Origin of the sequence: Pleomorphomonas sp. T1.2MG-36 (genome assembly GCF_950100655.1) — a bacterium.
In the GTDB taxonomy this organism is placed as follows: domain Bacteria; phylum Pseudomonadota; class Alphaproteobacteria; order Rhizobiales; family Pleomorphomonadaceae; genus Pleomorphomonas.
Map to the genome: position 1 here is coordinate 1 of NZ_CATNLY010000002.1, position 25,902 is coordinate 25,902.

A 25,902-nucleotide genomic window follows, 5' to 3' on the forward strand; every position below is an offset into this window, starting at 1 on the left:
ATAGCAAATGCTGGCGTTCTGAAGCGGTCAGGAATTGGCCTCTGATCATCCCGCAATCAGAATCCATCAGAACCTATTCCGCAAGCCTTCCCAGCTATTTGCCGGGATTCTACGGAGTCGGGGTATATATAATTCTCCTGTCATCCTCGCGAAGGCGAGGACCTCAGGACGAGATGGCGCTGCGGCCCATATCAAACTCCATAAAACAGGGCGCCCGATATCAACCTCGCGCCCCTTCCGGCCCGAGGTCCTCGCCTGCGCAAGGATGACGATTTATATAGAGGGAACAGGGGGATAAGCCGATCGCGACCCCATCCACCGCATCGCCCTCCCCCCCGGTCGCCCCCTCCCCAACGTTGCGCCCCACCGCATCCCTCTGTATCTTCCCCGTCCAACCGAGGGCGACCTCCCCCGTCAGCCGGCAGCAGGAGGTTGCATGCGTTCTTTGCCCGATCGTATTCGTCATGTCGTCAGCTTCGAGATCATCGGGCTGGCGCTCGTCACGCCGCTGGGGGCGCTGGCGTTCAGCCAGCCGATGCTGGACATCGGCGTGCTCAGCGCCATCATCGCCGTGGTGGCGACGCTGTGGAACCTTGTCTACAACTACCTGTTCGATCTCGGCCTTCGCGCCGCGCGCGGCAACACCGCCAAGGGCACGGCGATGCGGGTGTTCCACGCCATCCTGTTCGAGGCGGGGCTTCTGGCCGTGCTGATGCCCTTCATCGCCTTCTACCTCGGCATAACGCTGTGGCAGGCGCTGATGATGGACATCTCCTTCGCGGCCTTCTACATGGCCTACGCCTTCGTGTTCAATTGGGCGTATGATCGGCTTTTTCCGCTGGCCGAGTGGCAGACCCAGGCCTGACCCACGTCACGAGGACATGACCCATGCTGAGCGCACTTCACCGCACCTTCGGCGAACCGGCCGAGGTTCTGACGCCCGCCGACGCCCCCCTGCCCGAGCCCAAGGCCGGCGAGGTGCGGATCAGGACGATCCTCTCGCCCATCCATAACCACGATCTCTGGACGGTGCGCGGCCAGTATGGCTACAAGCCGGCGCTGCCGGCCATCGGCGGCACCGAGGCGGTGGGCATCGTCGACGCGCTCGGCCCCGGCGTCACCGGCATCACCACCGGCACGCGCGTGGCGGCGGCCGGCGTTCACGAGACCTGGGCCGAATATTTCCTCGCCCCGGCGAAATCGCTGGTGCCGCTGCCCGAGGCCATTGCCGACGAGGCCGCCGCCCAGCTGATCGCCATGCCCTTCAGCGCCATCACGCTCCTCGATTTCCTCGGCGTCGACACCGGCGACTGGGTGATCCAGAACACCGCCAACGGCGCCGTCGGCAAGACGCTGGCCATGCTGGCCGCCGCGCGCGGCATCCACGTCGTCAACCTCGTCCGCCGCGACCAGGGTGTCGGCGAGCTCGAAAGCCTCGGCATCGCCAACGCCGTCTCCACCGCCTCGCCCGGCTGGAAGGAGCGCGTCACCGAGATCACCAGCGGCGCGCCGATCCGCGCGGCGGTCGATTCCATCGGCGGCGACGCCAGCGGCGACCTGATGCACCTCCTCGGCGACAACGGCCTGCTCGTCTCCTTCGGCAGCATGGCCGGCGAGCCGATGCGCATCCCCTCGGGCGCCACCATCTTCAAGCAGGCCGTGGTCAAGGGCTTCTGGGGCGCCAAGGTCAGCGCCGACATGGCGCCGGAAAAGCGCGCCGCGCTGATCGGCGAGCTGATGCGGCTGGTGGCCTCGGGCGAACTCAAGCTGCCGGTGGAGGCCGTCTTCGGGCTCGACCGGATCAAGGACGCCGTGCTCGCCTCGCAAGCCCCGGGCAAGATCGGCAAGGTTCTGTTGCGGCCCTGAGCGCCGCTCGCTCCGACGACGTCGGACAGGCGCAAGGCGCCCGTTCCACCCGAGGCACCATCCGGCGGCCGCCCCGCTCAGCGCCGGCCGGATGATGGCTCGACCCCATGGCGCTCCGCCCGGCGCGGGCGGCGATGATCGCAGGGAGGCATCGATGATCCGACGCGTGCTTCTTGCCGGCGGCACCGGGCTGGTCGGCAGTCTGGTGCGCAGCCGCCTCGCCGCGCGCCTCGACGCCAGCGTCACCAGCCTGGTCCGCCCCGGCTCGCCGGCCGGCGGCCACGAGGTGGATTTCGAACGGCTGACCATGGCGCCCGCCGCCCTGCTCGGCCCGCTGGCGCCCGAGGGCATCGACGTCGGCATCTCCTGCCTCGGCACCACCATCCGCGCCGCCGGCTCGGAAGACGCCATGTTCCGCGTCGACCACGATTACGTGCAGGCGGTGGCGCAGGGGGCGCGGGCGCTCGGCGCGCACCAGTTCATCCTGGTCACCTCGGTCGGCGCCGGCGGCCCCGGCTTCTACCTGCGCACCAAGGGCGCCATCGAGCAGACGGTCACCCACCTCGGCTTTGCCCGGGTGGACCTGATCCATCCCGGCATGCTGATCGGCCAGCGTCGCGAACGGCGGCCGATGGAGGCCTTCGGCCAGCGCATGTTCGAAGCCCTGGCGCCGGTGATGATCGGCCCGTTCAGCCGCTACGCCGGCATCCACGCCGAAACGGTGGCCGACGCCATCGTCGCCCTCATCGGCCGGCAGGAGCCGGGCCGCTTCGTGCACGAGAACGACGAGCTGACGGCGCTGGCCAGATAACCGGCCAACCGCCCACGCGTTGCGCCGCCCCGGCACGACAACCGTGATTCGACACCGCCACCCGGCGGAAGCGGCTCCCGAGGCCCCGCCCGCCGCTTGCAAAATGAGCCGACGCAAATTTACTTGGCGCGACCGCCACCCTCCGTAAAAGTTGTAGGTAGGCTTCGCTTCTCGCATACGCATAATTCGCGAGAAATAATGGAGCTGAGAAATTTCAACTTATTTTTCAGTCGGATAATCCACAAATCACCTCGCACCATAGATAACTATTAACATCAATAACATCACCGAATACGCCGCGAATACTTGCCGCGAGGCGTTCAGAAACCATTCCATTAATGTCCCGTTAACCATGCGGGCAGCAAATTCGCCGCCGAACAGTAAGCTTTCCGCTTCGACACACGCTCTGGTGTGAAGCGCCCCTTTGTCGACCGCACGTAGGGCGCCCCCGACCCTGCCGACCGCCCAATCCGGAGCGGCCGACGGCCGGGAACCGAATGCAATCTGAGACATCCGACTGGACTGCGCACGCGAAGGGCCACTCCGCGAACGCTCGTCCATGCCTTTTCGAAGTCGATCTTTCGTCGGAACCTAAGAAGGACGAAGATGAAATGCTGAGCAACATGTCGATCGCCTACAAATTGCTGGCGGCGTTCGCGGCGATGATCCTGATTTCCGTCGCGCTGAACGTCTACATATTCACCAACAAGCAGGCGCTCGAACAGGCCGACGGCTGGACGGACCACACGTACAAGGTGCTGCAGCAGGCCGACGCCATGCAGGCGGCCATGGTGGACCAGGAGACCGGCTTTCGCGGCTACCTCATCACCGGCAAGGACGACAACCTCGGCCCCTACACGTCCGGCCACACCAACTTTCAGGCAGCCTTCCAGCAGCTCAGGACGCTGACGGCCGACAACCCGACCCAGCAGGGCCGGCTCGACCAGATCGCCGCCGCCGCCGACGCCTGGCGCACCAATGTCGCCGAGAAGGGCATCGGCCTGATGGGCTCCGAAGCCACCCGCGAGGCGGCCCGCGACCTCGAGCGCAACGGCGCCGGCAAGACGTCGATGGATGGCATCCGCGCCGTCGTCAAGGAGTTGAAGGGCGCCGAGGAAGGCCTGCTGGGCGACCGCGCCAAGGCGCGCGACAACGCCTTTTCCTCCATCACCTGGTCGATTATCGCCGGCGGCGTGCTGATGGTGGCCTTCGCCGCCCTCGGCGTCCTCGTGCTCAACGGCACCATTTCCACGCCGATCAAGACCATCACCATGCGCATGAAGGCCATCGCCGCCGGCGAGCTGGCCACCGAGGTGCCCTACCTCAAGCGCAAGGACGAGGTGGGCATGATCGCCGACGCGCTGTCGAGTTTCCGCGACAGCTTGGCCGAAACCGAGCGGCTGCGCCAACAGGCCATCGACAGCGAGGCGAAGAACCGCGAGGCCCTGATCCGCGCCCGCAACGAGATCGCCGACGCCTTCGAATCCCGGATGGGCACGCTGGCCGAGGCCTTCGCCAAGTCGTCGGCCGAAGTGGCGGACGCCGCCAAGAACCTTTCGGCCACGGCCGAGGAAACCGCGCGGCAGGCGCAGGCGGTGGCCGGCGCCGCCGAGGAGGCGGCCGGCAACGTGCAGACCGTCGCCGCCGGCGCCGAGGAGCTGTCGACCTCCATCCAGGAGATCTCCAAGCAGGTGAGCCAGTCGTCCTCCATCGCCCGCGATGCGGCGGTCGAGGCGGAGACCAGCGCCCACAACGTGCAGACGCTGTCGCAGGCCGCCCAGCAGATCGGCGAGGTGGTGGTGCTGATCTCCAACATCGCCGCCCAGACCAACCTTCTGGCGCTCAACGCCACCATAGAAGCGGCGCGGGCCGGCGAGGCCGGCAAGGGCTTTGCCGTGGTGGCATCGGAAGTGAAGCAGCTGGCCGACCAGACGGCCAAGGCCACCGACCAGATCGGCCGCAAGATCACCGAGATCCAGGGCGCCACCGGCAACACGGTGGAGGCGATCTCGCGCATCGTGCGCACGGTGACCAGCATCCAGAGTTCGTCGGCGGCCATTGCCAGCGCCGTCGAGGAACAGGGCGCGGCGACCAACGAGATCGCCCGCAACACCCAGCTCGCCGCCACCGGCACCACCGACGTGACCAATAACATCTCGGGCGTCAGCACCGCCGCCGAAATGACCGGCGCCGCCTCGACGCAGTTGATGACGCTGTCGGCCACGCTGAACGGCCAGTCGTCGACCCTTCAGAAGGAAGTCTGCAACTTCGTCACCACCCTGCGCGCCGGCTGATCGCGCGGGACCTGTAGCGGACCGCCTCGCCGCTCATTCGCTGGCGAGGCGCGTCCAGGCCATCTCCTTGCAGATGACGCCGGCCAGCACGCAGCCCTCGGTGGTCATCCGCATCTCGCCCACCTTCAGCGTCATGCGATAGGTCAGGTCGCGCTGGCGGTCGAAGGCGGTGCCCGACCAGCTGCCGCCGTCGTCGGGCTTGACCGACATCACCAGCACGTCGCCGGCCTTCTCGCCCTTGGTGCCCTCACGCACCCAGGTGTTGGTGGCGCAGATGTTGTCGCCGCAGCGCTCCACCTTCACCTTGGCCTTGCCGTCGCCGCGCGCCCACAGGCCGAACAGCGTGGCGTCGGAAGCGGCCAGCGCGGGCGCCGCCGTGAGGGATGCGAGCATGGCGATCAGGACGCGTGACGTCATGGGTCTTCTCCTCTCCTGTCGTTGGCCGGCGCCCCGGCGCCGGATGGTCTCAGGAGAGAAATACGCAAACGACGGGCAAACGGTTCAGTCCGCCGCCGTTTCCTCCAAATTTTGACCGGAACGACGACGGCAAGGGCGGGCGTGGCCCGACGCCTGGCCCGGCTTTACGCCGCCGTAACCCCGCCCGGGCTAATGATGAGCGACACGGAGGGGCCGCCATGCAGACGGGATGTCAGGGGTGCCGGCGCGACAGCGGGTTCCCGCTCGCCTTTTCCATGGCCTTCCAGCCCATCGTCGACACCCGCGCCGGCACGATCTTCGGCCACGAGGCGCTGGTGCGCGGCACGGCCGGCGAAGGCGCCGGCAGCATCCTCTCGAAGGTGGATGCCGACAACCGCTACTGGTTCGACCAGCAATGCCGCGTCAAGGCCATCGAGCTGGCCTCGCGCCTGTTCCCGGCCGGCGGCGACACCAAGCTGTCCATCAACTTCCTGCCCAACGCCGTCTACGAGCCGCGCGCCTGCATCCGGCAGACGCTGGAAACCGCCGGCCGCGTCGGCTTCCCGCCCGACAACATCATCTTCGAGTTCACCGAGAACGAGCCGCTCGACACCGCCCACCTCCTGCGCATCCTCACCACCTACCGCGAGATCGGCTTCAAGACCGCCATCGACGACTTCGGCGCCGGCTACGCCGGCCTCAGCCTGCTGGCGAAGTTCCAGCCCGACATCGTCAAACTCGACATGGACCTCATCCGCAACATCGACACCAACCCCGCCCGCCGCGCCATCGTCGCTCACACCCTCGCCATGCTCGCCGACCTCGGCATCACCGCCCTCTGCGAGGGCGTGGAAACGGAAGCCGAGTTCGACACGCTGAGGGGAATGGGCGCGCACCTGTTCCAGGGGTACTACTTTGGCAAGCCGGTGTTCGAGGGGGTGGGTGCCTGGGGGTAAATCACCCGACAATGCCCAAGAACACCGCCAAGGCCCTGTTGACGCGGAGCATGAGGGCGTCGTCCGCCTGGCCGACGACCGCGCCAACCTTGGCAACGGGAACGGCGACAATCTTGTCTATGGTGATTTGCGATGCCTGGCGCAGCCCGTTCGACGGCGAGGGCTGCACGTCGATACGGAACTGATCGGCGTCGGCGCGAAGAGTTGTCGTGAGGGGGCAGACGACAACCGACGGCAACTCGGCAAACAGGTCGCTCTGTACGACCAAGGCAGGGCGCGGCTTGCCATAATCGCCCTGCACGTCAATCAGAACGAACTGGCCGCGCTGCATCACGGCTCCGGCCATTCGTAAGCGTCCTCAATGAAGCGCATCACGTCATCGCCCGCCGGATCGCTCGCAGCAACGGCGCGCGCCTGCCGCCTGCAAATCTCGGCAAAGGCTGGCGAGCGCGTATCCGGTACCCAGATTTGAACAGGGCGCAGCCCGGCAGCGCGCATCCGCTGGCGATAGTTCGCCATGCGCTTCGGCGGCGGCACTGGTTCGTTCGTGGCTCTCGGCATGATCTCCACCTCTTCCGTAACATGTTACGGTATGCCAAGGAGAATGTCACGAGAAACCGGCCCGACAACCGCGATACGTGAGCACCAGAGGCGCCAAAGCCGAGTAGACGAATGCCAGCGATGCCTACCCCGGTAGAGTCTCAAGACAGGCTGACGGCCCGCTGTTCCGCTCCAGCCCGACCTGACCCCATCCGCAACATCGACACCACCCCCGCCCGCCACGCCATCGTCGCCCACACCCTCGCCATGCTCGCCGACCTCGGCATCACCGCCCTCTGCGAGGGGGTGGAGACGGAGGCGGAGTTCTACACGCTGAGGGGGATGGGGGCGTATCTGTCCAGGGGTATTACTTCGGCAAGCCGGTGTTCGAGGAGGTGGGGGTGTGGGCCTTGAACAATACCCGTCCGGCTCTGGTACACGAAAACTCTCATCCGAGCTGAACGGTCGCAGTCATCCCGCCTATCGATACCTGCCCAGTCGCACTTAGCGTTAATACATATTCGGCAACAAATACAACACCACCTCTATGCCATGCAAGTTTTACGCGATAACCTAATCCAGACTCTCTTCTAGACCTGGATACAATAATGCTACCCGCAATCTCCACAATCGAATCAGGAACCTCCATCTTGTTCCTCGGAGCTGGCTTTTCCGCGGAAGCGACAAATATCAATAACGACAGTATTAAAGACGTATCCTCGCTAGTCACTTATCTTTTAAATGAAGTTGGAATAACCTCTACAGCCGATTACGACCTAGATACAGCAGCAGAGGAATTTCAAAGTATACGCGGCAACGATGACACAATTTCCGCACTTCACTCAAATTTTAGAACAAAATCATACACCTCAGATCAAGAAACAATTGTTGTACAGCCTTGGAAAAGAATTTACACCACGAACTACGATGACGTTGTCGAGACAATTCTTACTACAAATAGAAAACCGTATACTACACACGACATAAGCGAACCGGTAAGCCCAACGCTACAAGCGACTACGCAGGTACTTCATATCTATGGGAACATAATGAAGGCATCTGAGAGAGAGTTTGCAAAATCTTTCCTCCTAACAGAACGGCAAAGAGACAATTCCCCATTCTTAAAGTCGCCCTGGATACGTGCATTTTACAATGATATACTGTCTTCATCAAATGTAATATTTGTCGGTTTCTCTCTCACTGATATAGATATTCGAAGATTAATAGGAGCAATGCCGCCAGAGGTCATGAAGAAAATACACTTCATTACAAGCCTTGATACGAAACGCCCAACCCTCACGCGCCTTAAAAAGTTTGGAACCCCGCACCCGATCGGACTTGCCGCACTTGCGTCCCACTTGGGAACAAAGCGACCAGGAGTTCCTATCAGGTCATATGCGGTACTTCCTACATCACTGCAGGAGCTATTCTTTACGCCAAAGGTGCAGGCTCCAGTGTCAGCAATAGATATCGAACGCCTACTTATCTCAGGGATGCCAGATCTGGGAAAACTATCCAATGCAGACATTTCCGCAGAACCCAAGGCATATACAATATCGCGCAGCCGGAATGCATACAACCGAGCGGGTAACAATGCTTCCAGCGCTATGCCTATACTTGTAAATGGGGACATTGGAAACGGAAAAACAGTTTTCGCTTTTCAAATTGGTTATTTGTACTCGCAGAAAAACTATCGCATATTAAAGGTGCAACGCGAGCCAGATAACATTGGAGAAGTTCTCGCCTATCTTGAGTCCATGGATGATCAAGCGTTAATAATATTCGATGATATTATGCGCTTCCCCAAGCTTCCTATATCTATACTGGAACTCAAAAAGAACAACATCACTATCTTAGCCACAGTTCGAACTGGCTTCCTTGACACCTCGGCATCGTCGGTTAAATCCAGACTAGCGAACGTAACCACAGTCGACATAGATCTTGACACTCCGACACGAGAAGAAACACAGCGCATGGTCGATTACTTATCGGTCAATGGGCTACTTGGGAAGTACGCTGATCTCTCCCAATCAGAGAAACTAGCTTTCATTGAGCGTACTTGTAGCGGCCAACTCCGAGATATCGTTCTGAGTCTCTACGAAACCGGGGCCCTCCACACTAAGGTCGAAGAACTTCTTACCAACATCCAAAAACTCGAGAAAGGGGTTCGGGATCTCATCATCTTTGGCGCCGTATTGACTCATGCAGGGTATCAAGACCTTTCCCAAATTTGGCTTCTTTCCAACTTACTGGATTACCCCGGCGCTCATGAAGATATACGCGCGTCACTAAATGAACACGAACTAGGACATCTCGTCAGAATTGACGAGGGCGACCTAAGCATTAGATCACCAGCGCTCGCAGAGTTCATTCTAAAACATGTATTTAACATAGAAACCATTCTAGATGTTGTCAAATCCGGAATTACATACATCAATAAGTATTTTATAGATGAATACGATCTCGTAATGATGGCAAAAGGACTCTTAAAATTCTCCGTTTACGGAAGAATTATCAAGGGTGATCGTGAGAATGCTGCGGTTGAGAGATTCTATGACGAGTGCCGATCCCTATCTTTCGCCGCCGAAGATCCATTATTCTGGGTGCAACGGTCTATATGCACAATGAACGAGAAACACTTTGATATTTCATTCCGGTTTATTGATACCGCTTATGGTCTTGCACGCCGTCGCGTTAACTGGGACACCTATCAAATAGACAACCATAAAGCCCGAGTATTACTAACACAGTCGAGAGAGGAAGGCGTAAGTTTAGACGGCAGCCGTGAGAGGGAGGCCATAGCATTGTTGCAGTCAGTGTTAGCGCGCAAAAATGACGACCTTTATCATCCGCTCTCCGTAATGCGAATTTACGCGGAAATTGTTGATAGATATTCTCACGGCCTTACAACTGATCAAAGGACTTCGCTGAAGAAGTCCATCGAAACGGCGATTCGCAGTATTGCGAGATTCAGACACCCGGATCGTTTCAGGAATCTAGCTGAGCTTCGAAACCGCCTTGCCGGGGCAGTTAAGGAGCTAAGTTGAGTTGGTTTTGCCCAACTAGCCTCCCCCATCCTTCATCCCTGCACCCCGTCTTTCATTTCTGCACGCTTAAATCGCTTCACTCCTGCGTTTATGTCGGCAGGGCAAACAGGGAGATTTGCCATGCCGTCGAACGAAGACACGCTCACCCAAACCCACCCCGTGGAGACCATCCGGCTCTGGAACGGCGCCGTGGTGCCGCGCATCGGCCTCGGCACATGGGCGGCCGGCGGCATGATGATCTGGCCGAGCGGGCCGTCGAGCTACGGCTCGGTGTCGCGCGACGACGCCATCGCCGGCATCCGCCTCGCCCATGATCTCGGCGTGCGCATCTTCGACACGGCCGCCGCCTATGGCGCCGGCAACGCCGAGCTGATCCTGGGCGAGGCGCTGAAGGACAAGGACGACGCCGTCATCGTCACCAAGTGCGGCTACATCGGCGATCCCGTCACCCGCGTCATGGAGCCCGACGACCTCAGCCCCGCCGGCATCCGCCGGGGCGTCGAAGGGTCGCTGACGCGGCTCGGCCGGTCGTCGGTCGACGCGGTGATTCTGCACCACAACGAACTCGCCCTCGACGTCGCGCGCCCGATCTTCGACACGCTGGAGGCGATGCGGGCCGAGGGGCTGATGACATGCTATGGCTGGAGCTCGGACCACCCGCGCCTCGTCTCCGCCGTCGCCGACTACCCCGGCTTCAAGGTGGTGGAGCACGACCTCAACGTGTTCGACACCGCGCCGGAGATGCTGGCCCTGGTCGAGGCGCGCGGCCTCTATTCCCTGGCCCGCATGCCGCTTGCCATGGGCCTGCTCAGCGGCAAGTACGGCCGCAAGGCCACGCTGACCGGCACCGACGTGCGCGCCAGCTCGGTGCCATGGCTGAAGTATTTCAAGGCCGGCGCCGCCAACGAGGACTATCTCGCCATCCTCGAGAAGATCGCGCCCCTGCTGACCGCCGATGACAGGAGCATGCCGCAAGGCGCGCTGGCCTGGGTGCTCGGCGCCTCCGAGCGGACCATCCCCATCCCCGGCTTCACCTCGGCGGCGCAGATCCGCGACAACGTCGAGGCGGTGTGGCAGGGCCGGCTCTCGGCCGACGCCATGGCCCGCCTGAAGGAGATCGTGGCCGGAGCCTGATACCAGAGCCCGCCACCGTCTCTGAAAAGAGCTTCGGCGGACTGTGGGGACCTTATGCGCATTCCGCTTGATCCGGATTCATCCGGCTCAAGCGGGTTTCGGCCGGACCGGCCAGCGCCCGGTCGGACGCTTCCGTCTCCGTCAGGGGCCACCCGAAGGGTCGAAACCCGAAGGAAACGGTATGAGCCCTCCCGACAGGGCGGGGGTAGACGGAGTGTTGGTTGGTTGTCCCATCCTTCACCTGTCCATCCGCCTCTCCCTCACGGCGAGGGGAGGAGTTCCAAGTTTCTTCAGAAGTGGCTCCCTGATGCAAAGCCATACGCACGCGCACCATAGCCGGCCGTGTTTTCATCATGATGGTAGAGTTGACCGCCAGCGCAACGGCCCAATCCTGACCACCTAAAGCATCATCTGGACACCTAGGCTATAGTTGGCGGATGTCAATCACTATTTCTCCAAATCGAATTTCACATACATCCAGTCAATCAGGACTCGCTTGCTTTTGGCCTCTGGATAGGTAGGCCAAGAATCGATGACAGCCATAACATATCTATTATCCATTTGCTCGAACTGGTCCCAATCAAAAAACTGCTCGTATCTCAGGTCTACGGTTCTATCAATTTTATCTATTGGGTGATCCCAATATCCAGAACTAATATCTCGGTTGATCAGGGCTGGCGCTTGATCTATTCCCTCACGCAAAACTACTCGCAATTTTTTCTGAACATCTCCATATTCCTCAAGTGCCGTCTCGACTTGAGTTGTTACAAGTGCTCGAAAGAGCAAAGATCGAATTCTGGAATATCCTTCCGTTAAATCCCAGCTAACGACGTCATTCGTTCGGCAGATGGGCAAAAAGTAGTTATTAAACAACTCCCGGCTAGCGAGACGAAAACTCTCCATTTGAGTGTTTATATCTTTGCACATGTTCATCTCATGCTATCGGGTGTCGCGCCGTCTACACGGCGACGGTCGCACATACAGGTACTCTTATCCTGGCTCCAGAATATCCCATGATAGTGAACACCGTTCGTTGAGCCATGGTCGATACCGGTATGTTGCCAAATTCTGTTGGGAGGACAAGTTTTACAGTTTCCGTCGCAGTCCCGTCCCGGATTGAATGGCTTCGCTAGATTCTGCTCTCCGGAAGGGCGTCGTGCCTCCACAGGCTTGTTGAACAAGTCTGAAACAGCGCGGTAAAAGATATCTCCAGGGCCTCCGGGGGCCTTTACTCCGGGGGTGGGTGAGACGCCGCACGGCCTGCGCGGGGCCAACGTCTTCACCGGCTTCTTCCCCGGCAACGCCGACATGGCCGGCACCTACGGCGGCTACGACGGCCCCTGTCCGCCGATGAACGACGCCCGGCCGCACCGCTACACCGTCCGCATCTATGCGCTGGACACCCCCACGCTTGGACTCACCGGCGCCTTCGACGGCCCGGCGCTGGAGGCGGCGCTCGCCGTCCACGTGCTGGTCGAGGGCGAGGCCATCGGCACCTATTCGCTCAACCCGGCGGCGCGATAGGGCGCCTCACCCCTCCATGGTCAGGATCGGGTAGAGCGAGGCGACCAGCAGCAGCGCCATGGCGACGTTGAAGGCCCGGAGCAGCGCCGGGCGGTCGAGGACGCGCTTCAGAAGCGTGCCGAAGCCCGCCCAGGCGGCGACGCAGGGGCCGTTGACCAGCGTGAAGACGGCGGTGACCACCAGCATGTTGAGGAAATAGCCGTTCTCGGGCGTGTAGGCGGTGATCGCGCCGATGGCCATGATCCAGGTCTTGGGGTTGACCCACTGGAACGCCGCCGCTTGCAGGAAGGTCATCGGCGCCGCCCGTCCGCCCGCGCCGTTGACGCCGCCCGAGCGGGCGATCCGCCAGGCGAGGTAGAGGAGGTAGGCCGCCCCGATGTAACGCAGCGCCTCGTGCAGCACCGGCACGGCGACGAACACGCCGCCCGCCCCGAGGCCGACCGCCAGCACCATCACCGAGAAGCCGAGGTTGACGCCGAGGATGTGCGGCACGGTGGGGCCGAAGCCGAAGGTGGCGCCCGAGGACAGCAGCATGGTGTTGTTCGGGCCGGGGGTGATGGAGGTCACGAAGGCATAGGCCGTAAAAGCGAGGATCAGGTCGAGCGTCACGAGGTCACCCTGGGGTTGAAGTCACACCGTTTCCGTCTGGTTTCGACCTTCCGGGCGGAAGCTGACGGAAGCGGAAGCGCCCGACCGGGCGCCGGCCGGTCAGGCCGAAACCCGCTTGAGCTGCCCGTTTTGAACCGGATGAGTCCGGATCAAGCGGACGCGTCTTGAAGCTGGCGGCCAGCCTAGACATGTGACACTATGGCGACAATCGAATTAGCGTCATGTGACACTTTCCGTGAGCCGGTCATGCATCTCGCCTCCCCCTGGACGCCGCGCCTTGCCGCCGAGGGCCGCCCCTGTGAGCGGCTGGTGGCGGCCATCGCCGAGGATATCGCCGACGGCGCGCTTGCCCGGGGCGACCGGCTGCCGCCGCACCGCGATCTCGCCTATCGCCTGGGCATCGGGCTCGGCACCGTCACCAAGGCCTATGCGGCGCTGGAGCGGCGCGGACTGGTGCAGAGCGTGCGCGGGCGCGGCATGTTCGTCGCCGGGCTCGCCCCCCGGACGGACGGCGTCATCGACCTCGGCGTCAACATGCCGCCGCAGGTGCTGGACAACCGGCTCCTCGCCGCCACGCTGGTCCGCCTCGCCAAGCGGCTCGACGCCGGCACCTTTGGCGCCTTCACCCCCGCCGCCGGCCGGCCCGAGCACCGGGCGCAGGCCGCCGGCTGGCTGGCCGGCCAGCGGCTGGAGGTGGATGCCGACTGCCTCCTCCTGTGCAACGGCGCCCAGCACGCCCTTTCCGTGGCCTTCGCCACCGCCTGCCCGCCGGGCGGCGTGCTGTTGACCGAGGCGGCCACCTTTCCCGGCGCGCTGATGCTGGCCCGCGACAGCGGCCTCCGCCCGGTCGGACTGGCGCTCGACGGCGAGGGCATCATGCCGGAGGCGCTGGAAGCGGCCCTCCGCTCGCCCGCCGTCATCGGCGCCGCGCCGGTGCTCTACGTCACGCCGACGCTGAACAACCCCACCGCCGCCACCATGGGCGCCGCCCGCCGCCACGACATCGTCCGCCTCTGCCGGCGATACGAGGTGACCATCGTCGAGGACGACGTCTATTCCCTGTTCGCCGGGCCCGACCTGCCGCCGCTGGCCGCGCTTGCGCCCGAGCGCACGCTCTACGTCAGCGGCCTGTCGAAAAGCGTCAGCCCCGGCCTGCGCATGGGCATGCTGGCCGTGCCCCGGCCGCTGGTCGAGCGGGCGCTTTCGCGCCTTCAGGCCACCTCCACCATGGCCTCGGCGTTGTCGTCGGCGATCATGGCCGAGTGGCTGACCGACGGCACCGCCCACTCGGTGGCCGCCTCCATCCGCCTCGACACGGCGCGGCGGCACGAGATGCTGGCCTCGCTCCTGCCGGTTCCCCGGCCGGATGGCCCGAAGGGCTTCCACGTCTGGCTGCCCATGCCCACCGACACGGCCGAGCGGCTGGCGAGCGAAGCCGCCGCCATGGGCGTCATCCTGATGCCGCCGCGTCTGCCGCTGGTCGACCCCGCCGCCCCCGAAAGCGGCCTCCGCCTCAGCCTCGGCACCCCGCCCATCGACAAGCTGAAACAGGCCCTCGCCGTGCTCGCCGCCCTCCCCATCGGCCCGACAGTCCGCGCCGCTTGAACCGGATCGGCCCGGACCGGGCATGGCTAGCGCCGGCTCAGCCGGCCGGCATGGTCCGCGCGTCGAGCTGGCGCTTCACCCGCCTGAGGTAATGATCGACGATCAGCCTGTGCGCCGGCCCGACCGGCAGCATGTAGAGGCGGCCGAACGCGTTGTGGGTGACGACCGAGGCGGTGACCGTCACCACCCGTTCGGCCACGGAGATGCAGATCATCACGTCGAGATGCCGGTCGCGCGCGGTCAGCACCAGCGCATCGGGCGTCGACGCCTCCACCAGAAAGAAATCCAGCCGGTCGCCGACCGTCACCTCGCTGCGCCGCCGGCCCGAAAAGCCACCGATCCGCCGCACGCCGAACAGCGCGGAAATCGCATCCCGCGTGCGAAACGCCAGCCGCATCAGCGGCCCCGGCTCACCGGTCATCAGGTTCCAGGCCTCAAGCGGCGATATGTCGACCGGCAGCGCCGCCGACCGCGCGTCGTAATAATCGAGCTCCGCCGGCGGACGCAGGGTGCGGATGGGCGATGCGCGATCCAAGGCAAGACTCCCGAAGCTGGCGACCGACATCGGGCGCAACTCCAGCATAGGAGCAACGGAGCCCAATATCACTCCCCCGCCCTTTCCGGCACGAGGTACACCTTGAATTCGCGCGCGAACTCTTAGTGAGGAGAAAGCCGCAAGGGCGAAGGCATGATATCGGGTCCGCCTTTCCCGCGTCGCTATCGTTGCGCAATGCGTGCACGGGCGCTCTATATCAGCGTTGCACTCCGTTCTGCCTGAGGTCCTCGCCTTCGCAAGGATGACAATTTATATAAAGATAACAGCGGGATAAGCCGACAGCGAAGCCCCGTTGCGTCATCAGCGCCACAACGCGGAAACACAACGCCCGCAAGTGCACGCAATCGCTATCCGTTTGTTACATATATATAAATTGTCATCCTTGCGAAGGCGAGGACCTCAGGCAGAATGGAACGAGGGGCCGATATAGCGCTCCCCAACCAACGCCGCCCGATATCAACCGCGCGTCCTACCTTCCCGAGGTCCTGCGCCTAAAGCGCAGGACCTCAGGCAGAATGGGGCGCGACCCCGATATCACTCTCCCGCCCCCATCTCACGCCCCCTGCCGCTCCATCCACTCGGCCGGCAGGCTCTCGCGGAACGCGTCCCGGATGATCTCCGAGAGATGGTCGGCGATGGGGTTCGCGCCTCGGTCCGAACGGATCAACCTGAGGCCGAGGCTCGGCAGGGGCGGCAGGCCGTAGCGCTTGTCGTCCAGCAGACCAACCGTCGCCGGCCGCCCGAGCGACGTACGCACCGCCACACCCAACCCGGCGGCCGTCGCCGCCCACAACCCGCCCAGGCTGGGCGTGACGAAGGCGATGCGCCAGGGGATGCCGTGGCGGTCGAGCACCTCGCAGGCGATGGTGCGCAACAGGCACGGCGCCTCCAGCACGACGAGCGGCAGCGGCTCCTCCCGCCGCCACACCGGCGCCTCGGCCGACGATGCCAGCCAGCAGAGCGGCACGGCGGCGATCCGCTCGTCGACCGGCGCGCCGCCGTCGTCCCAGGCGAGCGCCAGATCGAGCTGTCCCCCGGCGACCTTCTCCTTCAGTTCGGCGTTGCGGGCGATCCGCCCCTCCACCCGCACCCTGGGGTGGGCGCGGGCGAAGCGGCCGAGCACGCGCGGCAGCACGGTGTCGCCGAAATCCTCCTGGATGCCGAGCCGCGCCCAGCCCTCCAGCTCCGCCCCGCCAAGGGCGCTCACCGCCTCGTCGTTGAGGGCGAGAAGCCGGCGGGCGTAGGAGAGCATGACTTCGCCGCTGTCGGTCAGCGTCAGGCCGCGCCCGGATTTCCTCACCAGCGGCGTGCCGGCCTGCTCCTCCAGCTTCTTGAGCTGGGCGCTGACCGCCGAGGTGGAGCGGCCCAGCCGCTCGGCGGCGCGCGCGAACGAGCCGGCGTCGATGCCCCAGGCAAAGCTGCGCAGAGCGTCCATGTCGAGGTTGGTCAGGCGCATGGCAATCATCCCGAATTTCAGAACCATTAGTCCTGAATAATCTGATTTTAGGGATGATGTTGACGACCTATCCTCCCCTCGTCAACACCACGTCATGCACATATCTGCGGGGAGAGGAGTTAGGGACATTGGAACGCGGAGGATCATGCCGGCTTGGCTTTTGGAGCGCGATATCGGCGTTGCGCTTCGTTCTGCCCGAGATCCACCTTGCATTCGCATGCGAATGCAAGAGGCATGCGCAAGGATGACTGCTTGATAGAAAGGGGAGACAGCTGGAGTGCGCGCCATGCGGCTTGATGCCGTATGAGCGACAAAGCGTTGCCGATGACGACGCGATGATAGCCATCCACCTAACCGATTGTCATCCCTATATATAATGCTGTCATCCTTGCGAAAGCGAGGACCTCGGGCCGGAAGGGACGCTGAGGTTGATATCGCGCACCCCACCCTCATCCGGCCTACCCCCTTCGTTCCACCGTCCTGAGGTTTCACCACCGCGGATATGTGCGTGCCCTAGCTCGTCAACAGCCATCAAGGGAACGCCATCGTGCCTTTCACCCGCATATCGCTCAGGGAGGGCAAATCGCCCGCCTATCTCCGGGCCATCGCCGACAGCCTCGACCGCGCGCTGGTCGACGCCTTCGAGGTGCCGGAGACCGACCGCTTCGTCGTGTTCCACCAGCACCGCGACGGCGAGTTGATCTTCGATCGTAGCTATGGCGGCGGCCCGCGCTCGGACGATGTCATCCTGTTCCACGTCACCACCGGCCGCACGCGCTCGGCCGACACCACGGCCCGCTTCTTCCGCCGGCTCGTCGACAACCTCCAGGCCGCGCCGGGCGTGCGGCCGGAGGACGTGATGATCGTCATCGCCAACTCCGCCATCGACGACTGGTCGTTCGGCTCCGGCGTTCCGGCCGGCCGTTCCGTGGAGGCAGCGCGATGAGCAACCCCTTCGACATGGGCGCCGCCTGCCCCGAGGAGATGACCGTCTGGCGCGCCGAAGCGGGCTTCGTCGCCGCGCCGGCCGGCGTGTCGAGCGGCCCGTTCGAGGTGCAGATGCTGCTGTCGAGCCGCCGCGACGGCGAGATGACCGCGATGCGCGCCTTGGTGCCGCCGGGCGTCGTCACCCACTGGCACAGCCACCCGCGCGGCCAGCTGCTGCACGTGCTCGACGGCGTCGGCCTCGCCCAGCGCCAGGGCGGCGAGGTGGTCGAGCTCCGCCGGGGCGACAGCGTCTGGTTCGCGCCGGACGAGCGGCACTGGCACGGAGCCGCGCCCGAGAGCCCCTTCAGCTACATCAGCATCCAACCGGTGAAGGACGGCACCGCCGCCCACTGGTTCGAACCGGTTAGCCAAAGAGAACAGCCATGATCGCCATGCAATACGGCTTCACCCTGCCCGCCGACTACGACATGTCCATCATCGACCGCCGCATCCGCGACAAGGGCCCGCTGCTCGACGGCTTCCCGCGCCTCGTCTTCAAGGCCTACCTCGCCGCCCGCATCAAGGACGACGGCTTCGAGAGCGCCGAGAACCTCTACGCGCCCTTCTATCTCTGGGACGAGCCGGAGGGCATCGACGCCTTCCTGTCGAGCCCCGGCTTTGCCGCGCTGACGGCCGATTTCGGCTGGCCGAGCGTCGCCACATGGCTGGTCTGGGACGCCCAGCTCGCCGGCGATCTCAAGGCCGCCCGCTACGCCAGCCGCGAGATCGCGACGATCCCTCCTCACGCCAACCTCGCGGACATCCGCGACGCGGCCATCGCCGAATCCCGCAGCCGCACCGGCGCGCTCGCCACCGTCACCGGCTTCGACCCCACGGCTTGGAGAAGCATCCGCCTCAGCCTCTGGTCCGCCCTGCCGGCGACGAGCCAGAACGCCCAGATCTACACCGTCGGCCACGTGGCGCTGGGGTGACACCGCCGGACCCGCCCGTTCGGCGGAACCGTTTGCCCCCTCGCGCATTAGCTTCCCGCACGAGACCGTTGCGAGGGGGCGAGCTTGGAGATTTTCGGCTGGGAGATCGATCCATACCCAGCGGTCATGGCCGGCGTCGGCCTGTTGATCGCGCTGGTCGCCTGGCTGCCGCTGGCGCTCCGCCGCCTGCCGCTGTCGCTTCCCATCGTCTGCCTGCTCATCGGCGGCCTCGTCTACGCCGGGCCGCTGTCGGCGCCCGACACCTCGCCCATGACCCACCCCTACCTCACCGAGCGGTTGACCGAGTTCGTGGTCATCGTGGCGCTGATGGGCGCCGGGCTGAAGATCGACCGCCGCTTCTCCTTCCGCGGCTGGGCCACCGCCTGGCGGCTGCTGATCGTCACCATGCCGCTCTCCATCCTGGCCATCGCGCTCACTGGCGTCACCGTGCTGGGCCTCGGCGCCGTGGCCGCGCTGCTGCTCGCCGCCAGCCTCGCCCCCACCGACCCGGTGCTCGCCGCCGACGTGCAGGTGGGCGACCCGCTGGAGGGCAAGGAAGACACCGTCCGCTTCGCGCTGACCTCCGAGGCCGGGCTCAACGACGGCTTCGCCTTTCCCTTCGTCCACCTCGCCATCGCGCTCAGCCTATCCGCCGCCACCGGCGAGCCCTGGTTCGCCCGCTGGCTCGCCCTCAACGTCGTCTGGGAGATCGCCGCCGGCATCGCCTGCGGCTGGCTGGTGGGGCGCCTGTTCGGCTGGGCCACCTTCAAGATGCCGGGCGACACGCTGGCGAAGACGGGAGACGGCCTCGTCGCCATCGCCGCCACCTTCGTCTCCTACGGCGTGTCGGAAATGGCCCACTGCTACGGCTTCTTCGCCGTCTTCGTCACCGCCCTGACCCTGCGCAACTCGCACCGCGACCACGACTTCCAGCGCGACATGCACGACATCACCGAGCAGATCGAGCGCCTCACCATGATGGCCCTGCTCATCGCCTTCGGCGCCGCCATCATGGGCGGCCTGTTCGCCAGCATCGGCTGGGCCGACATGCTGGCCGTGGCGCTGATCCTGCTGGTCATCCGCCCGCTGGCCGGGCTGGTGGCGCTGATCGGCATCCCGGCCACCCTGTCGGAAAAGCTCACCATCGCCTTCTTCGGCATCCGTGGCGTCGGCTCCTTCTACTACCTCGCCTACGGCCTCAACCACGGCGAGTTCCACCAGGGCGAGCGCCTGTGGGTGATCCTCTCCCTGGTCGCCTTCGTCTCCATCCTCATGCACGGCCTCACCGTCACCCCCGCCATGCGCTGGCTCGACCGCCGCCACGGCCGCCCGGTGGATTGACGGCGCGCTTGCCACGCCCGCCACGTCGGTCTACTTATACAGTCTAACTGTATATATGGAGCATTCATGCCCACCGACGACATCAAGGCCGTGGTCCGCCGCTTCAACATCGAGGTGATCCAGAACGGCAGCGCCGAAGCCTTCGCAGAGCTGATGGCGCCCGACTTCCTCAATCACGCCGCACCACCCGGCCGGCCCAGCGGCCCCGAGAGCATGTGGGCGACCTTCGAAACCGTGCTGCGGCCGGCCATCTCCGACCTCACCGTGACCATTCACGACCAGATCGCCGAGGGCGACAGGGTCACCACCCGCAAGACCATCGGCGGCCGCCACACCGGCGCGTTGCTTGGCGTTCCGGCCACCGGCAAGACCATCGCCATCGACGTCATCGACATCGTCCGGGTGGAGAACGGCCGCTATCGCGAGCACTGGGGCCTCAACACGTTGCAGGCCGTGCTCGCCTCGCTGAGAGCCTAGAGCGACTCCAGCAAAAGTGGGAACCGGTTTTGCGTCCGGAGTTGCGTAAAAACAAAGAGATAGAGCACGTTGGCGAACCAAGGTTCGCCGGACGCGCTCTAGGACAGCCGCTCGATCAGCCCGATGGCGGCGCGCAACACCTGCCGCTCCTCGTCGGTGAGGCGCGCGTCGATCAGCGCCGCGATCTCGCGCCGCCGCGCCTCGCGCGCCTCGGCAAGCGCCGCCCGGCCCTTGTCGCTCAGCGTCACCAGCTGGCTGCGGCCGTCGTCCGGGTTGGGCAGCCGCGCGACGAGGCCGCTCGCCTCGAGCTGCGCCACGACGAGGCGCATGCTCTGGTGCTTCACCTTGCGCTCGCCCGCGAGGTCGGCAACGCTCATCTCCCCTTGGCGGTCGAGAAGCGCCAGCGTTTCCGCTTGCGAACCGGTTGGCGTGCCGGCCTGCCGCCGGATGCTGCGAACGAAGGTGCCCACCACGCGGCGAAGCTCCTCGCCGAGCGCCAGTGCCTCCGCCGTGGGGTCCTTCTCCGCCATCCTCGCGCCATCCCGCCGTTGCCACGGTCTTGCTTACGCCGGGGCCGCCCGAAAGGAAACCGCCCCGCCTCCTGGGGAGTGCTGGACAGCGCCGCCGCCTTGCGCCATGTCTCAACGATGCGCCCCACCCTCGAAATTCTCGCCGATGAGCCGAGCGCCGACCAGCGCGACCAGCTCCTGAAGCTCCTGCTCGACTTCAACGGCCGGCACACCGGCCACCTCATCGAGCGGCCCGATCTCGGCATCCTGCTGAGAGCGCCCGACACAGGCGAAACCGTTGGCGGCCTCTACGCCTCCGACGAATACAACTGGCTGTTCATCAAGTATCTCATCGTGCCGGACGCCCTCAGAGGCCAGGGCCTCGGCCGCGCGCTGATGACCGAAGCCGAACGCATCGCCCGCGCCCGCGGCTACCTCGGCATCTTCCTCGACACCTTCGACTTCCAGGCCAAACCCTTCTACCTCAAGCTCGGCTTCGAACAGTTCGGCGAGCTGGAGGGCACCGCCGATACGCCCCGCCGCTTCTTCCTGAAGAAGCGGCTGTAAAGGCCAGCGTAAAGCTTCCCCGCTGCCCGATATGAACCGCGCGCCCCACCGTCCTGAGGTACACCTTGAATTCGCACGCGAATTCAAGCGGCCTTCGCGGGGATGACAATTAATTGATATAAAACAAGTACTTATATCGGCACGACAGCGCGCACGAGGCCAAGCCTGTCCAGCGGGCACACGATGCGCCACCCAAGCACGCAATCGGGTTATCCCACTGTTCCCTATATATAAATTGTCATCCTTGCGAAGGCGAGGACCTCGGGCAGAACATGGCGCGACGCCGATATCGCGCTCCAATCAACCGCAGCCTTATACCGGCCTCTCGCCTTCTCGTCCCGAGGTCCCCGCCTTCGCGGGGATGACAGTTAATTGATATAAAACAAGTACTTATATCGGCACGACAGCGCGCACGAGGCCAAGCCTGTCCAGGGGCACACGATGCGCCACCCAAGCTCGCAATCGGCTTATCCCACTGTTCCCTCTATATAAATTGTCATCCTTGCGCAGGCGAGGACCTCAGGCAGAACGGAGCTCGGCGCCGATATCGCGCTCCAATCAACCGCCCCCAACCACCCCGCCTTTGCCACGCTCTGCTCACGACGAAAACAGCCCGGCAGCCAAGTAAATCCTGTCGCCAATTATCCGCTTTGAATTTATCGCCTGCCGTGGGAAGCTCACACCTCCATGGCCGAGGCATTGCCGTGGGAACGGGAGTGGCCGCAGGCAATTGTCAGCGTTGATCCGTCAGCGCGCGGCCATGGACGGACACAATATTAGCCGGGTTGCTGTGGCTATTCCCATGGGCCACCACCGCCGGCACCAACAATTGAGGAAAGACTTATGCCCATTTCGCCGTTTCGCCTTTCGGGTCTTTCGGTCGCCCTTCTCGGCCTGTCCGCACTGCCGGCGCTCGCCGAGCCGCTGACCATCGACGGCAGTGGCCTCAGCCGCGACGTTCACTGCGCCGGCGACGACGTCGGGATCTACGGGGCGAACAACACGATCAAGCTCACCGGCACCTGCGCCTCCGTGACGATCGGCGGCCTGGAGCAGACCGTCGAGGTGGAAGCGGCCGACAAGCTCGATATCTCCGGCTCCGGCCACAAGATCGCCGGCACGGCCTCCGGGCTGGTGCTCTACGGCGACGCATCCATCGTGACCGTCACCATCGACGGCGCCGCGACGGAACCGGCGGTGGTGGACGTCTCCGGCGGCGAGCACAAGCTGGACCTGACGCTGCGCAAGGCGGCGCGGCTCGACGTGCAGGGCATCAGCCAGCAGGTGACCTGGGCGCTCGGCAACGACGCCTCCGAACCCAAGGTGTCGATCAGCGGCGCCGACAACAAGGTCGAGCGCAAGGAGTGACGTGGGCGACCGATATCAACCGCGCGCCCCACCTTCCTGAGGTCCTGCGCCTGAAGCGCAGGATGACAGGAATATGATATAAAACAGCAAGATAGCGTAGAGCTCTGCGCTCGCCACCCTATCTCCCGCCTCTATCAAGCTGTCATCCTTGCGAAAGCGAGGACCTCGGGCAGAACGGAGCGCGACGCCGATATCGCGCTCCAATCAACCGCTGCCCGATATCAGCCGCTCACTCTACCTTCCTGAGGTCCCCGCCTTCGCGGGGATGACAGTTAATTGATATAAAACAAACACTTATATCGGCACGACAGCGCGCACGAGGCCAAGCCTGTCCAGGGGCAGGCGATGCGCCACCCAAGCTCGCAATCGGCTTATCCAACTGGTCCCTCTATATAAATTGTCATCCTTGCGCAGGCCGCTTGAATTCGCGTGCGAATTCAAGGTGTATCTCAGGCAGAACGGAGCACAACGCCGATATCAGGCTCCAAACAACCGCTGCCCGATATCAGCCGCTCACTCTACCTTCCTGAGGTACACCTTGAATTCGCGCGCGAATTCAAGCGGCCTTCGCGGGGATGACAGCGTGATAGGGAGCGAGTCGCGGCGCTAACAAACTGTTACATATATATAAATCTGTCATCCTTGCGAAAGCGAGGACCTCAGGCAGAAAGGGGCGAGACACCGATATAGGTCTCCAGACCACCGCCCTGCCGCTATAACGCTCCAAACAAAAACATCCCCGATGACGCGCGCCACCGGGGATGCTCTATCTTCCCAAACAGCTCTCTTCAGCTGTCCTTTCGCAGCCGCCTATCCGAAAAGTCTGCAACTTTTCGGGCGGGTGCGTGCCTCAGCTGATGGCTTCCGTGGCGGCCCTCTGGATGGCCAGGCCCGCCTCGTACTGCCTCAGCCAGGCGCCGTAGCCCTTCACGTCTTCGGCGTCGGGCTTCGCCACATCCAGCTTGGCGCCGGCGAACACCCGCTCGTTGAGGTAATCGCCAAGAACCTTGCCCTTGCCGCTGCGGAGGTACTCGGCCAGCACGGCGATGCCCCAGGCGCCGCCCTCGCTGGCCGTGTCGCCCACCGTCACCGGCGCGCCGATGGCCGCCGCCAAGAGGCGCTGGGCCACGCCGGCCGTCTTGAACATGCCGCCGTGGGCGAACATGCTGTCGAGCTTCACGCCCTCTTCGGTGAGCACGTTCATGCCGAGGCTGAGCGTGCCGAAGGCGGCGTAGAGCTGGGTGCGCATGAAGTTGGCAAGGTTCAGGCGGCTGCCGGGGGTGCGCACCACCAGCGGACGGCCCTCGGTGAGGCCGGTGATCGGCTCGCCGGCGAGATAGTTGTAGGCGAGCAACCCGCCGCCATCGGCCTCGCCCTTCAGCGCCGCCTCGAACAGCGCGCCGAACACGGCGTTGGCGTCCGACTTGCCGCCGATCGCCTTGGCAAATTCCGTGAACACGCCGGCCCAGGTGCCGAGCTCGCTGGCGCCGTTGTTGCAGTGGACCATGGCAACGAGATCGCCGCCCGGCGTCGTCACGATGTCGAGTTCCTCATGCACCGTAGTCAGCGGCTTTTCCAGCACCACCATGGCGAAGATCGAGGTGCCGGCGCTGATGTTGCCGGTGCGCGGCGCCACGGCGTTGGTCGCCACCATGCCGGTGCCGGCGTCGCCTTCCGGCGGGCAGACCGGGATGCCGACAACGAGCTTGCCGGTGGGGTCGAGCAGCTTGGCGCCCTCGGCGGTCAGCGAACCGGCGTCCTCGCCGGCGACCAGCACCTTCGGGAATAGCTTCGGCGCGTCGAGACCCGGCTTATGGGCCTTCACCATCTCGCCGAAGCGCTTCATCATCGGCGCGTCGTAATCATGGGTGGCGGCATCGATCGGGAACATGCCCGAGGCGTCGCCGACGCCGATCACCTTCTGGCCGGTCAGGCGCCAGTGGACGAAGCCGGCGAGCGTGGTGATGAAGGCGACGTTGCCCACATGCGGCTCGTTGTCGATCACCGCCTGATAGAGATGGCTGGCCGACCAGCGGAGCGGGAAGTTGAAGCCCAGCGTCTTGGTCAGCTCGGCGGCGGCGCGCTCGGTGTTGGTGTTGCGCCAGGTGCGGAACGGAACGAGCAGCTTGCCGGCGGCGTCAAACGCCAGATAGCCGTGCATCATCGCCGAGAAGCCGAGAGCGCCGACGCGGGTCAGATCGACGTTGTAGCGCGTCTTCACGTCGGCGGAGAGCGCGGCGAAGGACGCCTGCAAGCCGGCCCAGATCGCCTCTTCCGAATAGGTCCACAGGCGGTCGACGAACTGGTTCTCCCAGCCGTGCGTGCCGGTGGCCAGCACCTCGTGATCCGGCCCGATCAGGCAGGCCTTGATGTTGGTGGACCCGAGCTCGATGCCCAGCGATGTGCGTCCCTCGGCGATCGCCGCGGCCATGGCCTGCTGCGTCATTGTCTCTCAACTCCCTAAGTCTGGTGTCCGCTTCTCGCGGCGACCTCCATGATCGTTATCCTCACCATACCGCAGGACGCCTGTCGATGAGTAGTGACAGGTAGGGATGAGGATATGGAGGATGCTGCAGTTTGAGGGAGCAACGGGGAGATGGCCGCACGCGGCGGCCTACACCCCGTACTCGCCGACCATCGCCGAGGTGATGCAGGCGATCAGCCCGAACAGCAGCTGCCGCGCGCGGACGCCTTCCTCGGAGTTGATCGGGCAGTGCTCGGTCAGCGCGCGCGCCTCTCCGTAGACGTCGGCATAGCGTGCGATCACGGCCGAGTTGCATTCGGCCTGCGCCTTGCGCACCTGCTGGGCGAAATCGTCGAGCGCCGCCTGGAACAGCTGTTCGGCGCGGCCGAACAGGCGGTCTCGATTCTCCTCGGATATCGGCATCTGGGTCACGGCCATCGCG

The 25,902-nt window shown here is 64.1% G+C and carries 26 protein-coding genes; 16 read left to right on the forward strand and 10 right to left on the reverse strand.

Going from position 1 to position 25,902, the window contains the following annotated elements; translation table 11 throughout:
• The first annotated feature begins 436 nt into the window (after positions 1-436).
• The 4 genes from QQZ18_RS05615 to QQZ18_RS05630 all read left to right on the forward strand — a co-directional run bounded on the left by QQZ18_RS05615 (position 437) and on the right by QQZ18_RS05630 (position 4,971).
• On the forward strand, positions 437-865 hold the full coding sequence (locus tag QQZ18_RS05615; protein WP_284538917.1) for a PACE efflux transporter: 429 nt from the start codon (positions 437-439) through the stop codon (positions 863-865).
• 23 nt (positions 866-888) lie between these two features.
• Complete coding sequence (locus QQZ18_RS05620) at positions 889-1,866, forward strand: zinc-binding dehydrogenase (protein WP_284538919.1); 978 nt, start codon at positions 889-891, stop codon at positions 1,864-1,866.
• A gap of 154 nt (positions 1,867-2,020) precedes the next feature.
• The gene (locus tag QQZ18_RS05625; protein WP_284538921.1) at positions 2,021-2,677 is read left to right on the forward strand and encodes a hypothetical protein; all 657 of its coding nucleotides are present in this window, start codon (positions 2,021-2,023) and stop codon (positions 2,675-2,677) included.
• A 611-nt stretch (positions 2,678-3,288) separates the two neighbouring features.
• Positions 3,289-4,971 (forward strand): methyl-accepting chemotaxis protein, encoded by a 1,683-nt coding sequence (locus tag QQZ18_RS05630; protein ID WP_284538923.1) that lies wholly within the window; start codon positions 3,289-3,291, stop codon positions 4,969-4,971.
• Positions 4,972-5,004: 33 nt separating this feature from the next.
• Here the strand turns inward: QQZ18_RS05630 and QQZ18_RS05635 are convergent, their stop codons facing one another.
• Complete coding sequence (locus QQZ18_RS05635) at positions 5,005-5,388, reverse strand: DUF2147 domain-containing protein (RefSeq protein ID WP_284538925.1); 384 nt, start codon at positions 5,386-5,388, stop codon at positions 5,005-5,007.
• 218 nt (positions 5,389-5,606) lie between these two features.
• Here QQZ18_RS05635 and QQZ18_RS05640 point away from each other — a divergent pair, with 218 nt between their 5' ends.
• A complete protein-coding gene (locus QQZ18_RS05640) occupies positions 5,607-6,344 on the forward strand; it encodes an EAL domain-containing protein (protein WP_284538927.1) in 738 nt (245 codons plus the stop codon).
• A gap of 1 nt (position 6,345) precedes the next feature.
• On the opposite strand, the gene QQZ18_RS05645 is transcribed toward QQZ18_RS05640, so the two are convergent.
• Positions 6,346-6,690, reverse strand: a complete 345-nt coding sequence (locus QQZ18_RS05645; protein WP_284538929.1) for a type II toxin-antitoxin system PemK/MazF family toxin — start codon at positions 6,688-6,690, stop codon at positions 6,346-6,348.
• Positions 6,675-6,905 carry an antitoxin MazE family protein gene (locus QQZ18_RS05650; protein WP_446728613.1) on the reverse strand — a complete coding sequence of 77 codons (231 nt, stop codon included), beginning with the start codon at positions 6,903-6,905 and terminating at the stop codon, positions 6,675-6,677. The genes QQZ18_RS05645 and QQZ18_RS05650 overlap by 16 nt, the downstream gene beginning before the upstream one ends.
• Before the next feature lie 587 nt (positions 6,906-7,492).
• On the opposite strand from QQZ18_RS05650, the gene QQZ18_RS05655 reads away from it, so the two are divergent.
• Together QQZ18_RS05655 and QQZ18_RS05660 are read left to right on the forward strand one after the other, a co-directional pair.
• Positions 7,493-9,931, forward strand: a complete 2,439-nt coding sequence (locus QQZ18_RS05655) for an SIR2 family protein (protein WP_284538934.1) — start codon at positions 7,493-7,495, stop codon at positions 9,929-9,931.
• Positions 9,932-10,051: 120 nt separating this feature from the next.
• The gene (locus QQZ18_RS05660) at positions 10,052-11,065 is read left to right on the forward strand and encodes an aldo/keto reductase (protein WP_284538937.1); all 1,014 of its coding nucleotides are present in this window, start codon (positions 10,052-10,054) and stop codon (positions 11,063-11,065) included.
• A gap of 447 nt (positions 11,066-11,512) precedes the next feature.
• Here QQZ18_RS05660 and QQZ18_RS05665 read toward each other — a convergent pair whose 3' ends face one another.
• Positions 11,513-11,992, reverse strand: a complete 480-nt coding sequence (locus QQZ18_RS05665) for a hypothetical protein (protein WP_284538939.1) — start codon at positions 11,990-11,992, stop codon at positions 11,513-11,515.
• A 312-nt stretch (positions 11,993-12,304) separates the two neighbouring features.
• Between QQZ18_RS05665 and QQZ18_RS05670 the strand changes: the two genes are divergently transcribed.
• Positions 12,305-12,589, forward strand: a complete 285-nt coding sequence (locus QQZ18_RS05670) for a hypothetical protein (protein ID WP_284538942.1) — start codon at positions 12,305-12,307, stop codon at positions 12,587-12,589.
• Positions 12,590-12,595: 6 nt separating this feature from the next.
• Here QQZ18_RS05670 and QQZ18_RS05675 read toward each other — a convergent pair whose 3' ends face one another.
• Positions 12,596-13,198, reverse strand: a complete 603-nt coding sequence (locus tag QQZ18_RS05675; protein WP_284538945.1) for a LysE family translocator — start codon at positions 13,196-13,198, stop codon at positions 12,596-12,598.
• A gap of 246 nt (positions 13,199-13,444) precedes the next feature.
• Between QQZ18_RS05675 and QQZ18_RS05680 the strand changes: the two genes are divergently transcribed.
• Positions 13,445-14,803 (forward strand): aminotransferase-like domain-containing protein, encoded by a 1,359-nt coding sequence (locus tag QQZ18_RS05680; RefSeq protein WP_284538947.1) that lies wholly within the window; start codon positions 13,445-13,447, stop codon positions 14,801-14,803.
• A gap of 37 nt (positions 14,804-14,840) precedes the next feature.
• Here the strand turns inward: QQZ18_RS05680 and QQZ18_RS05685 are convergent, their stop codons facing one another.
• Both QQZ18_RS05685 and QQZ18_RS05690 read right to left on the reverse strand, forming a co-directional pair.
• Positions 14,841-15,338: a DUF2867 domain-containing protein gene (locus QQZ18_RS05685; protein ID WP_284538949.1), complete on the reverse strand. Its 498-nt coding sequence runs from the start codon at positions 15,336-15,338 to the stop codon at positions 14,841-14,843.
• A gap of 574 nt (positions 15,339-15,912) precedes the next feature.
• The gene (locus tag QQZ18_RS05690) at positions 15,913-16,815 is read right to left on the reverse strand and encodes a LysR substrate-binding domain-containing protein (protein ID WP_284538952.1); all 903 of its coding nucleotides are present in this window, start codon (positions 16,813-16,815) and stop codon (positions 15,913-15,915) included.
• Positions 16,816-17,362: 547 nt separating this feature from the next.
• Between QQZ18_RS05690 and QQZ18_RS05695 the strand changes: the two genes are divergently transcribed.
• The 5 genes from QQZ18_RS05695 to QQZ18_RS05715 all read left to right on the forward strand — a co-directional run bounded on the left by QQZ18_RS05695 (position 17,363) and on the right by QQZ18_RS05715 (position 20,552).
• Positions 17,363-17,761 (forward strand): tautomerase family protein, encoded by a 399-nt coding sequence (locus tag QQZ18_RS05695; protein ID WP_284538954.1) that lies wholly within the window; start codon positions 17,363-17,365, stop codon positions 17,759-17,761.
• A complete protein-coding gene (locus tag QQZ18_RS05700) occupies positions 17,758-18,189 on the forward strand; it encodes a cupin domain-containing protein (RefSeq protein WP_284538956.1) in 432 nt (143 codons plus the stop codon). The genes QQZ18_RS05695 and QQZ18_RS05700 overlap by 4 nt, the downstream gene beginning before the upstream one ends.
• Entirely contained in the window at positions 18,186-18,734 is a 549-nt protein-coding gene (locus QQZ18_RS05705; protein WP_284538958.1) for a DUF4865 family protein, read from the forward strand. Before QQZ18_RS05700 ends, QQZ18_RS05705 begins: the two co-directional genes overlap by 4 nt.
• A gap of 84 nt (positions 18,735-18,818) precedes the next feature.
• Positions 18,819-20,075 (forward strand): cation:proton antiporter, encoded by a 1,257-nt coding sequence (locus QQZ18_RS05710; protein WP_284538959.1) that lies wholly within the window; start codon positions 18,819-18,821, stop codon positions 20,073-20,075.
• Between the two features lie 66 nt (positions 20,076-20,141).
• On the forward strand, positions 20,142-20,552 hold the full coding sequence (locus QQZ18_RS05715; protein WP_284538962.1) for an ester cyclase: 411 nt from the start codon (positions 20,142-20,144) through the stop codon (positions 20,550-20,552).
• A 98-nt stretch (positions 20,553-20,650) separates the two neighbouring features.
• On the opposite strand, the gene QQZ18_RS05720 is transcribed toward QQZ18_RS05715, so the two are convergent.
• Positions 20,651-21,082: a MarR family winged helix-turn-helix transcriptional regulator gene (locus QQZ18_RS05720; protein WP_284538964.1), complete on the reverse strand. Its 432-nt coding sequence runs from the start codon at positions 21,080-21,082 to the stop codon at positions 20,651-20,653.
• Positions 21,083-21,199: 117 nt separating this feature from the next.
• Between QQZ18_RS05720 and QQZ18_RS05725 the strand changes: the two genes are divergently transcribed.
• Together QQZ18_RS05725 and QQZ18_RS05730 are read left to right on the forward strand one after the other, a co-directional pair.
• The gene (locus QQZ18_RS05725; RefSeq protein WP_284538966.1) at positions 21,200-21,628 is read left to right on the forward strand and encodes a GNAT family N-acetyltransferase; all 429 of its coding nucleotides are present in this window, start codon (positions 21,200-21,202) and stop codon (positions 21,626-21,628) included.
• Positions 21,629-22,471: 843 nt separating this feature from the next.
• Positions 22,472-22,996, forward strand: a complete 525-nt coding sequence (locus tag QQZ18_RS05730) for a DUF3060 domain-containing protein (RefSeq protein ID WP_284538968.1) — start codon at positions 22,472-22,474, stop codon at positions 22,994-22,996.
• Between the two features lie 850 nt (positions 22,997-23,846).
• On the opposite strand, the gene QQZ18_RS05735 is transcribed toward QQZ18_RS05730, so the two are convergent.
• Both QQZ18_RS05735 and QQZ18_RS05740 read right to left on the reverse strand, forming a co-directional pair.
• Positions 23,847-25,442: a xylulokinase gene (locus QQZ18_RS05735; RefSeq protein ID WP_284538970.1), complete on the reverse strand. Its 1,596-nt coding sequence runs from the start codon at positions 25,440-25,442 to the stop codon at positions 23,847-23,849.
• Between the two features lie 168 nt (positions 25,443-25,610).
• Complete coding sequence (locus QQZ18_RS05740) at positions 25,611-25,898, reverse strand: hypothetical protein (protein WP_284538972.1); 288 nt, start codon at positions 25,896-25,898, stop codon at positions 25,611-25,613.
• Positions 25,899-25,902 lie beyond the last annotated feature (4 nt).

Bases quoted from the DNA above. Each gene is read 5' to 3' on its own strand.
- QQZ18_RS05620 (WP_284538919.1), top strand. From the start codon at position 889: ATGCTGAGCGCACTTCACCGCACCTTCGGCGAACCGGCCGAGGTTCTG.
- QQZ18_RS05635 (WP_284538925.1), bottom strand. From the start codon at position 5,388: ATGACGTCACGCGTCCTGATCGCCATGCTCGCATCCCTCACGGCGGCG.
- QQZ18_RS05655 (WP_284538934.1), top strand. From the start codon at position 7,493: ATGCTACCCGCAATCTCCACAATCGAATCAGGAACCTCCATCTTGTTC.
- QQZ18_RS05615 (WP_284538917.1), top strand. From the start codon at position 437: ATGCGTTCTTTGCCCGATCGTATTCGTCATGTCGTCAGCTTCGAGATC.
- QQZ18_RS05720 (WP_284538964.1), bottom strand. From the start codon at position 21,082: ATGGCGGAGAAGGACCCCACGGCGGAGGCACTGGCGCTCGGCGAGGAG.
- QQZ18_RS05625 (WP_284538921.1), top strand. From the start codon at position 2,021: ATGATCCGACGCGTGCTTCTTGCCGGCGGCACCGGGCTGGTCGGCAGT.
- QQZ18_RS05730 (WP_284538968.1), top strand. From the start codon at position 22,472: ATGCCCATTTCGCCGTTTCGCCTTTCGGGTCTTTCGGTCGCCCTTCTC.
- QQZ18_RS05740 (WP_284538972.1), bottom strand. From the start codon at position 25,898: ATGGCCGTGACCCAGATGCCGATATCCGAGGAGAATCGAGACCGCCTG.
- QQZ18_RS05680 (WP_284538947.1), top strand. From the start codon at position 13,445: ATGCATCTCGCCTCCCCCTGGACGCCGCGCCTTGCCGCCGAGGGCCGC.
- QQZ18_RS05690 (WP_284538952.1), bottom strand. From the start codon at position 16,815: ATGCGCCTGACCAACCTCGACATGGACGCTCTGCGCAGCTTTGCCTGG.
- QQZ18_RS05630 (WP_284538923.1), top strand. From the start codon at position 3,289: ATGCTGAGCAACATGTCGATCGCCTACAAATTGCTGGCGGCGTTCGCG.
- QQZ18_RS05660 (WP_284538937.1), top strand. From the start codon at position 10,052: ATGCCGTCGAACGAAGACACGCTCACCCAAACCCACCCCGTGGAGACC.
- QQZ18_RS05640 (WP_284538927.1), top strand. From the start codon at position 5,607: ATGCAGACGGGATGTCAGGGGTGCCGGCGCGACAGCGGGTTCCCGCTC.
- QQZ18_RS05735 (WP_284538970.1), bottom strand. From the start codon at position 25,442: ATGACGCAGCAGGCCATGGCCGCGGCGATCGCCGAGGGACGCACATCG.
- QQZ18_RS05700 (WP_284538956.1), top strand. From the start codon at position 17,758: ATGAGCAACCCCTTCGACATGGGCGCCGCCTGCCCCGAGGAGATGACC.
- QQZ18_RS05645 (WP_284538929.1), bottom strand. From the start codon at position 6,690: ATGGCCGGAGCCGTGATGCAGCGCGGCCAGTTCGTTCTGATTGACGTG.
- QQZ18_RS05725 (WP_284538966.1), top strand. From the start codon at position 21,200: ATGCGCCCCACCCTCGAAATTCTCGCCGATGAGCCGAGCGCCGACCAG.
- QQZ18_RS05715 (WP_284538962.1), top strand. From the start codon at position 20,142: ATGCCCACCGACGACATCAAGGCCGTGGTCCGCCGCTTCAACATCGAG.
- QQZ18_RS05665 (WP_284538939.1), bottom strand. From the start codon at position 11,992: ATGTGCAAAGATATAAACACTCAAATGGAGAGTTTTCGTCTCGCTAGC.
- QQZ18_RS05705 (WP_284538958.1), top strand. From the start codon at position 18,186: ATGATCGCCATGCAATACGGCTTCACCCTGCCCGCCGACTACGACATG.
- QQZ18_RS05650 (WP_446728613.1), bottom strand. From the start codon at position 6,905: ATGCCGAGAGCCACGAACGAACCAGTGCCGCCGCCGAAGCGCATGGCG.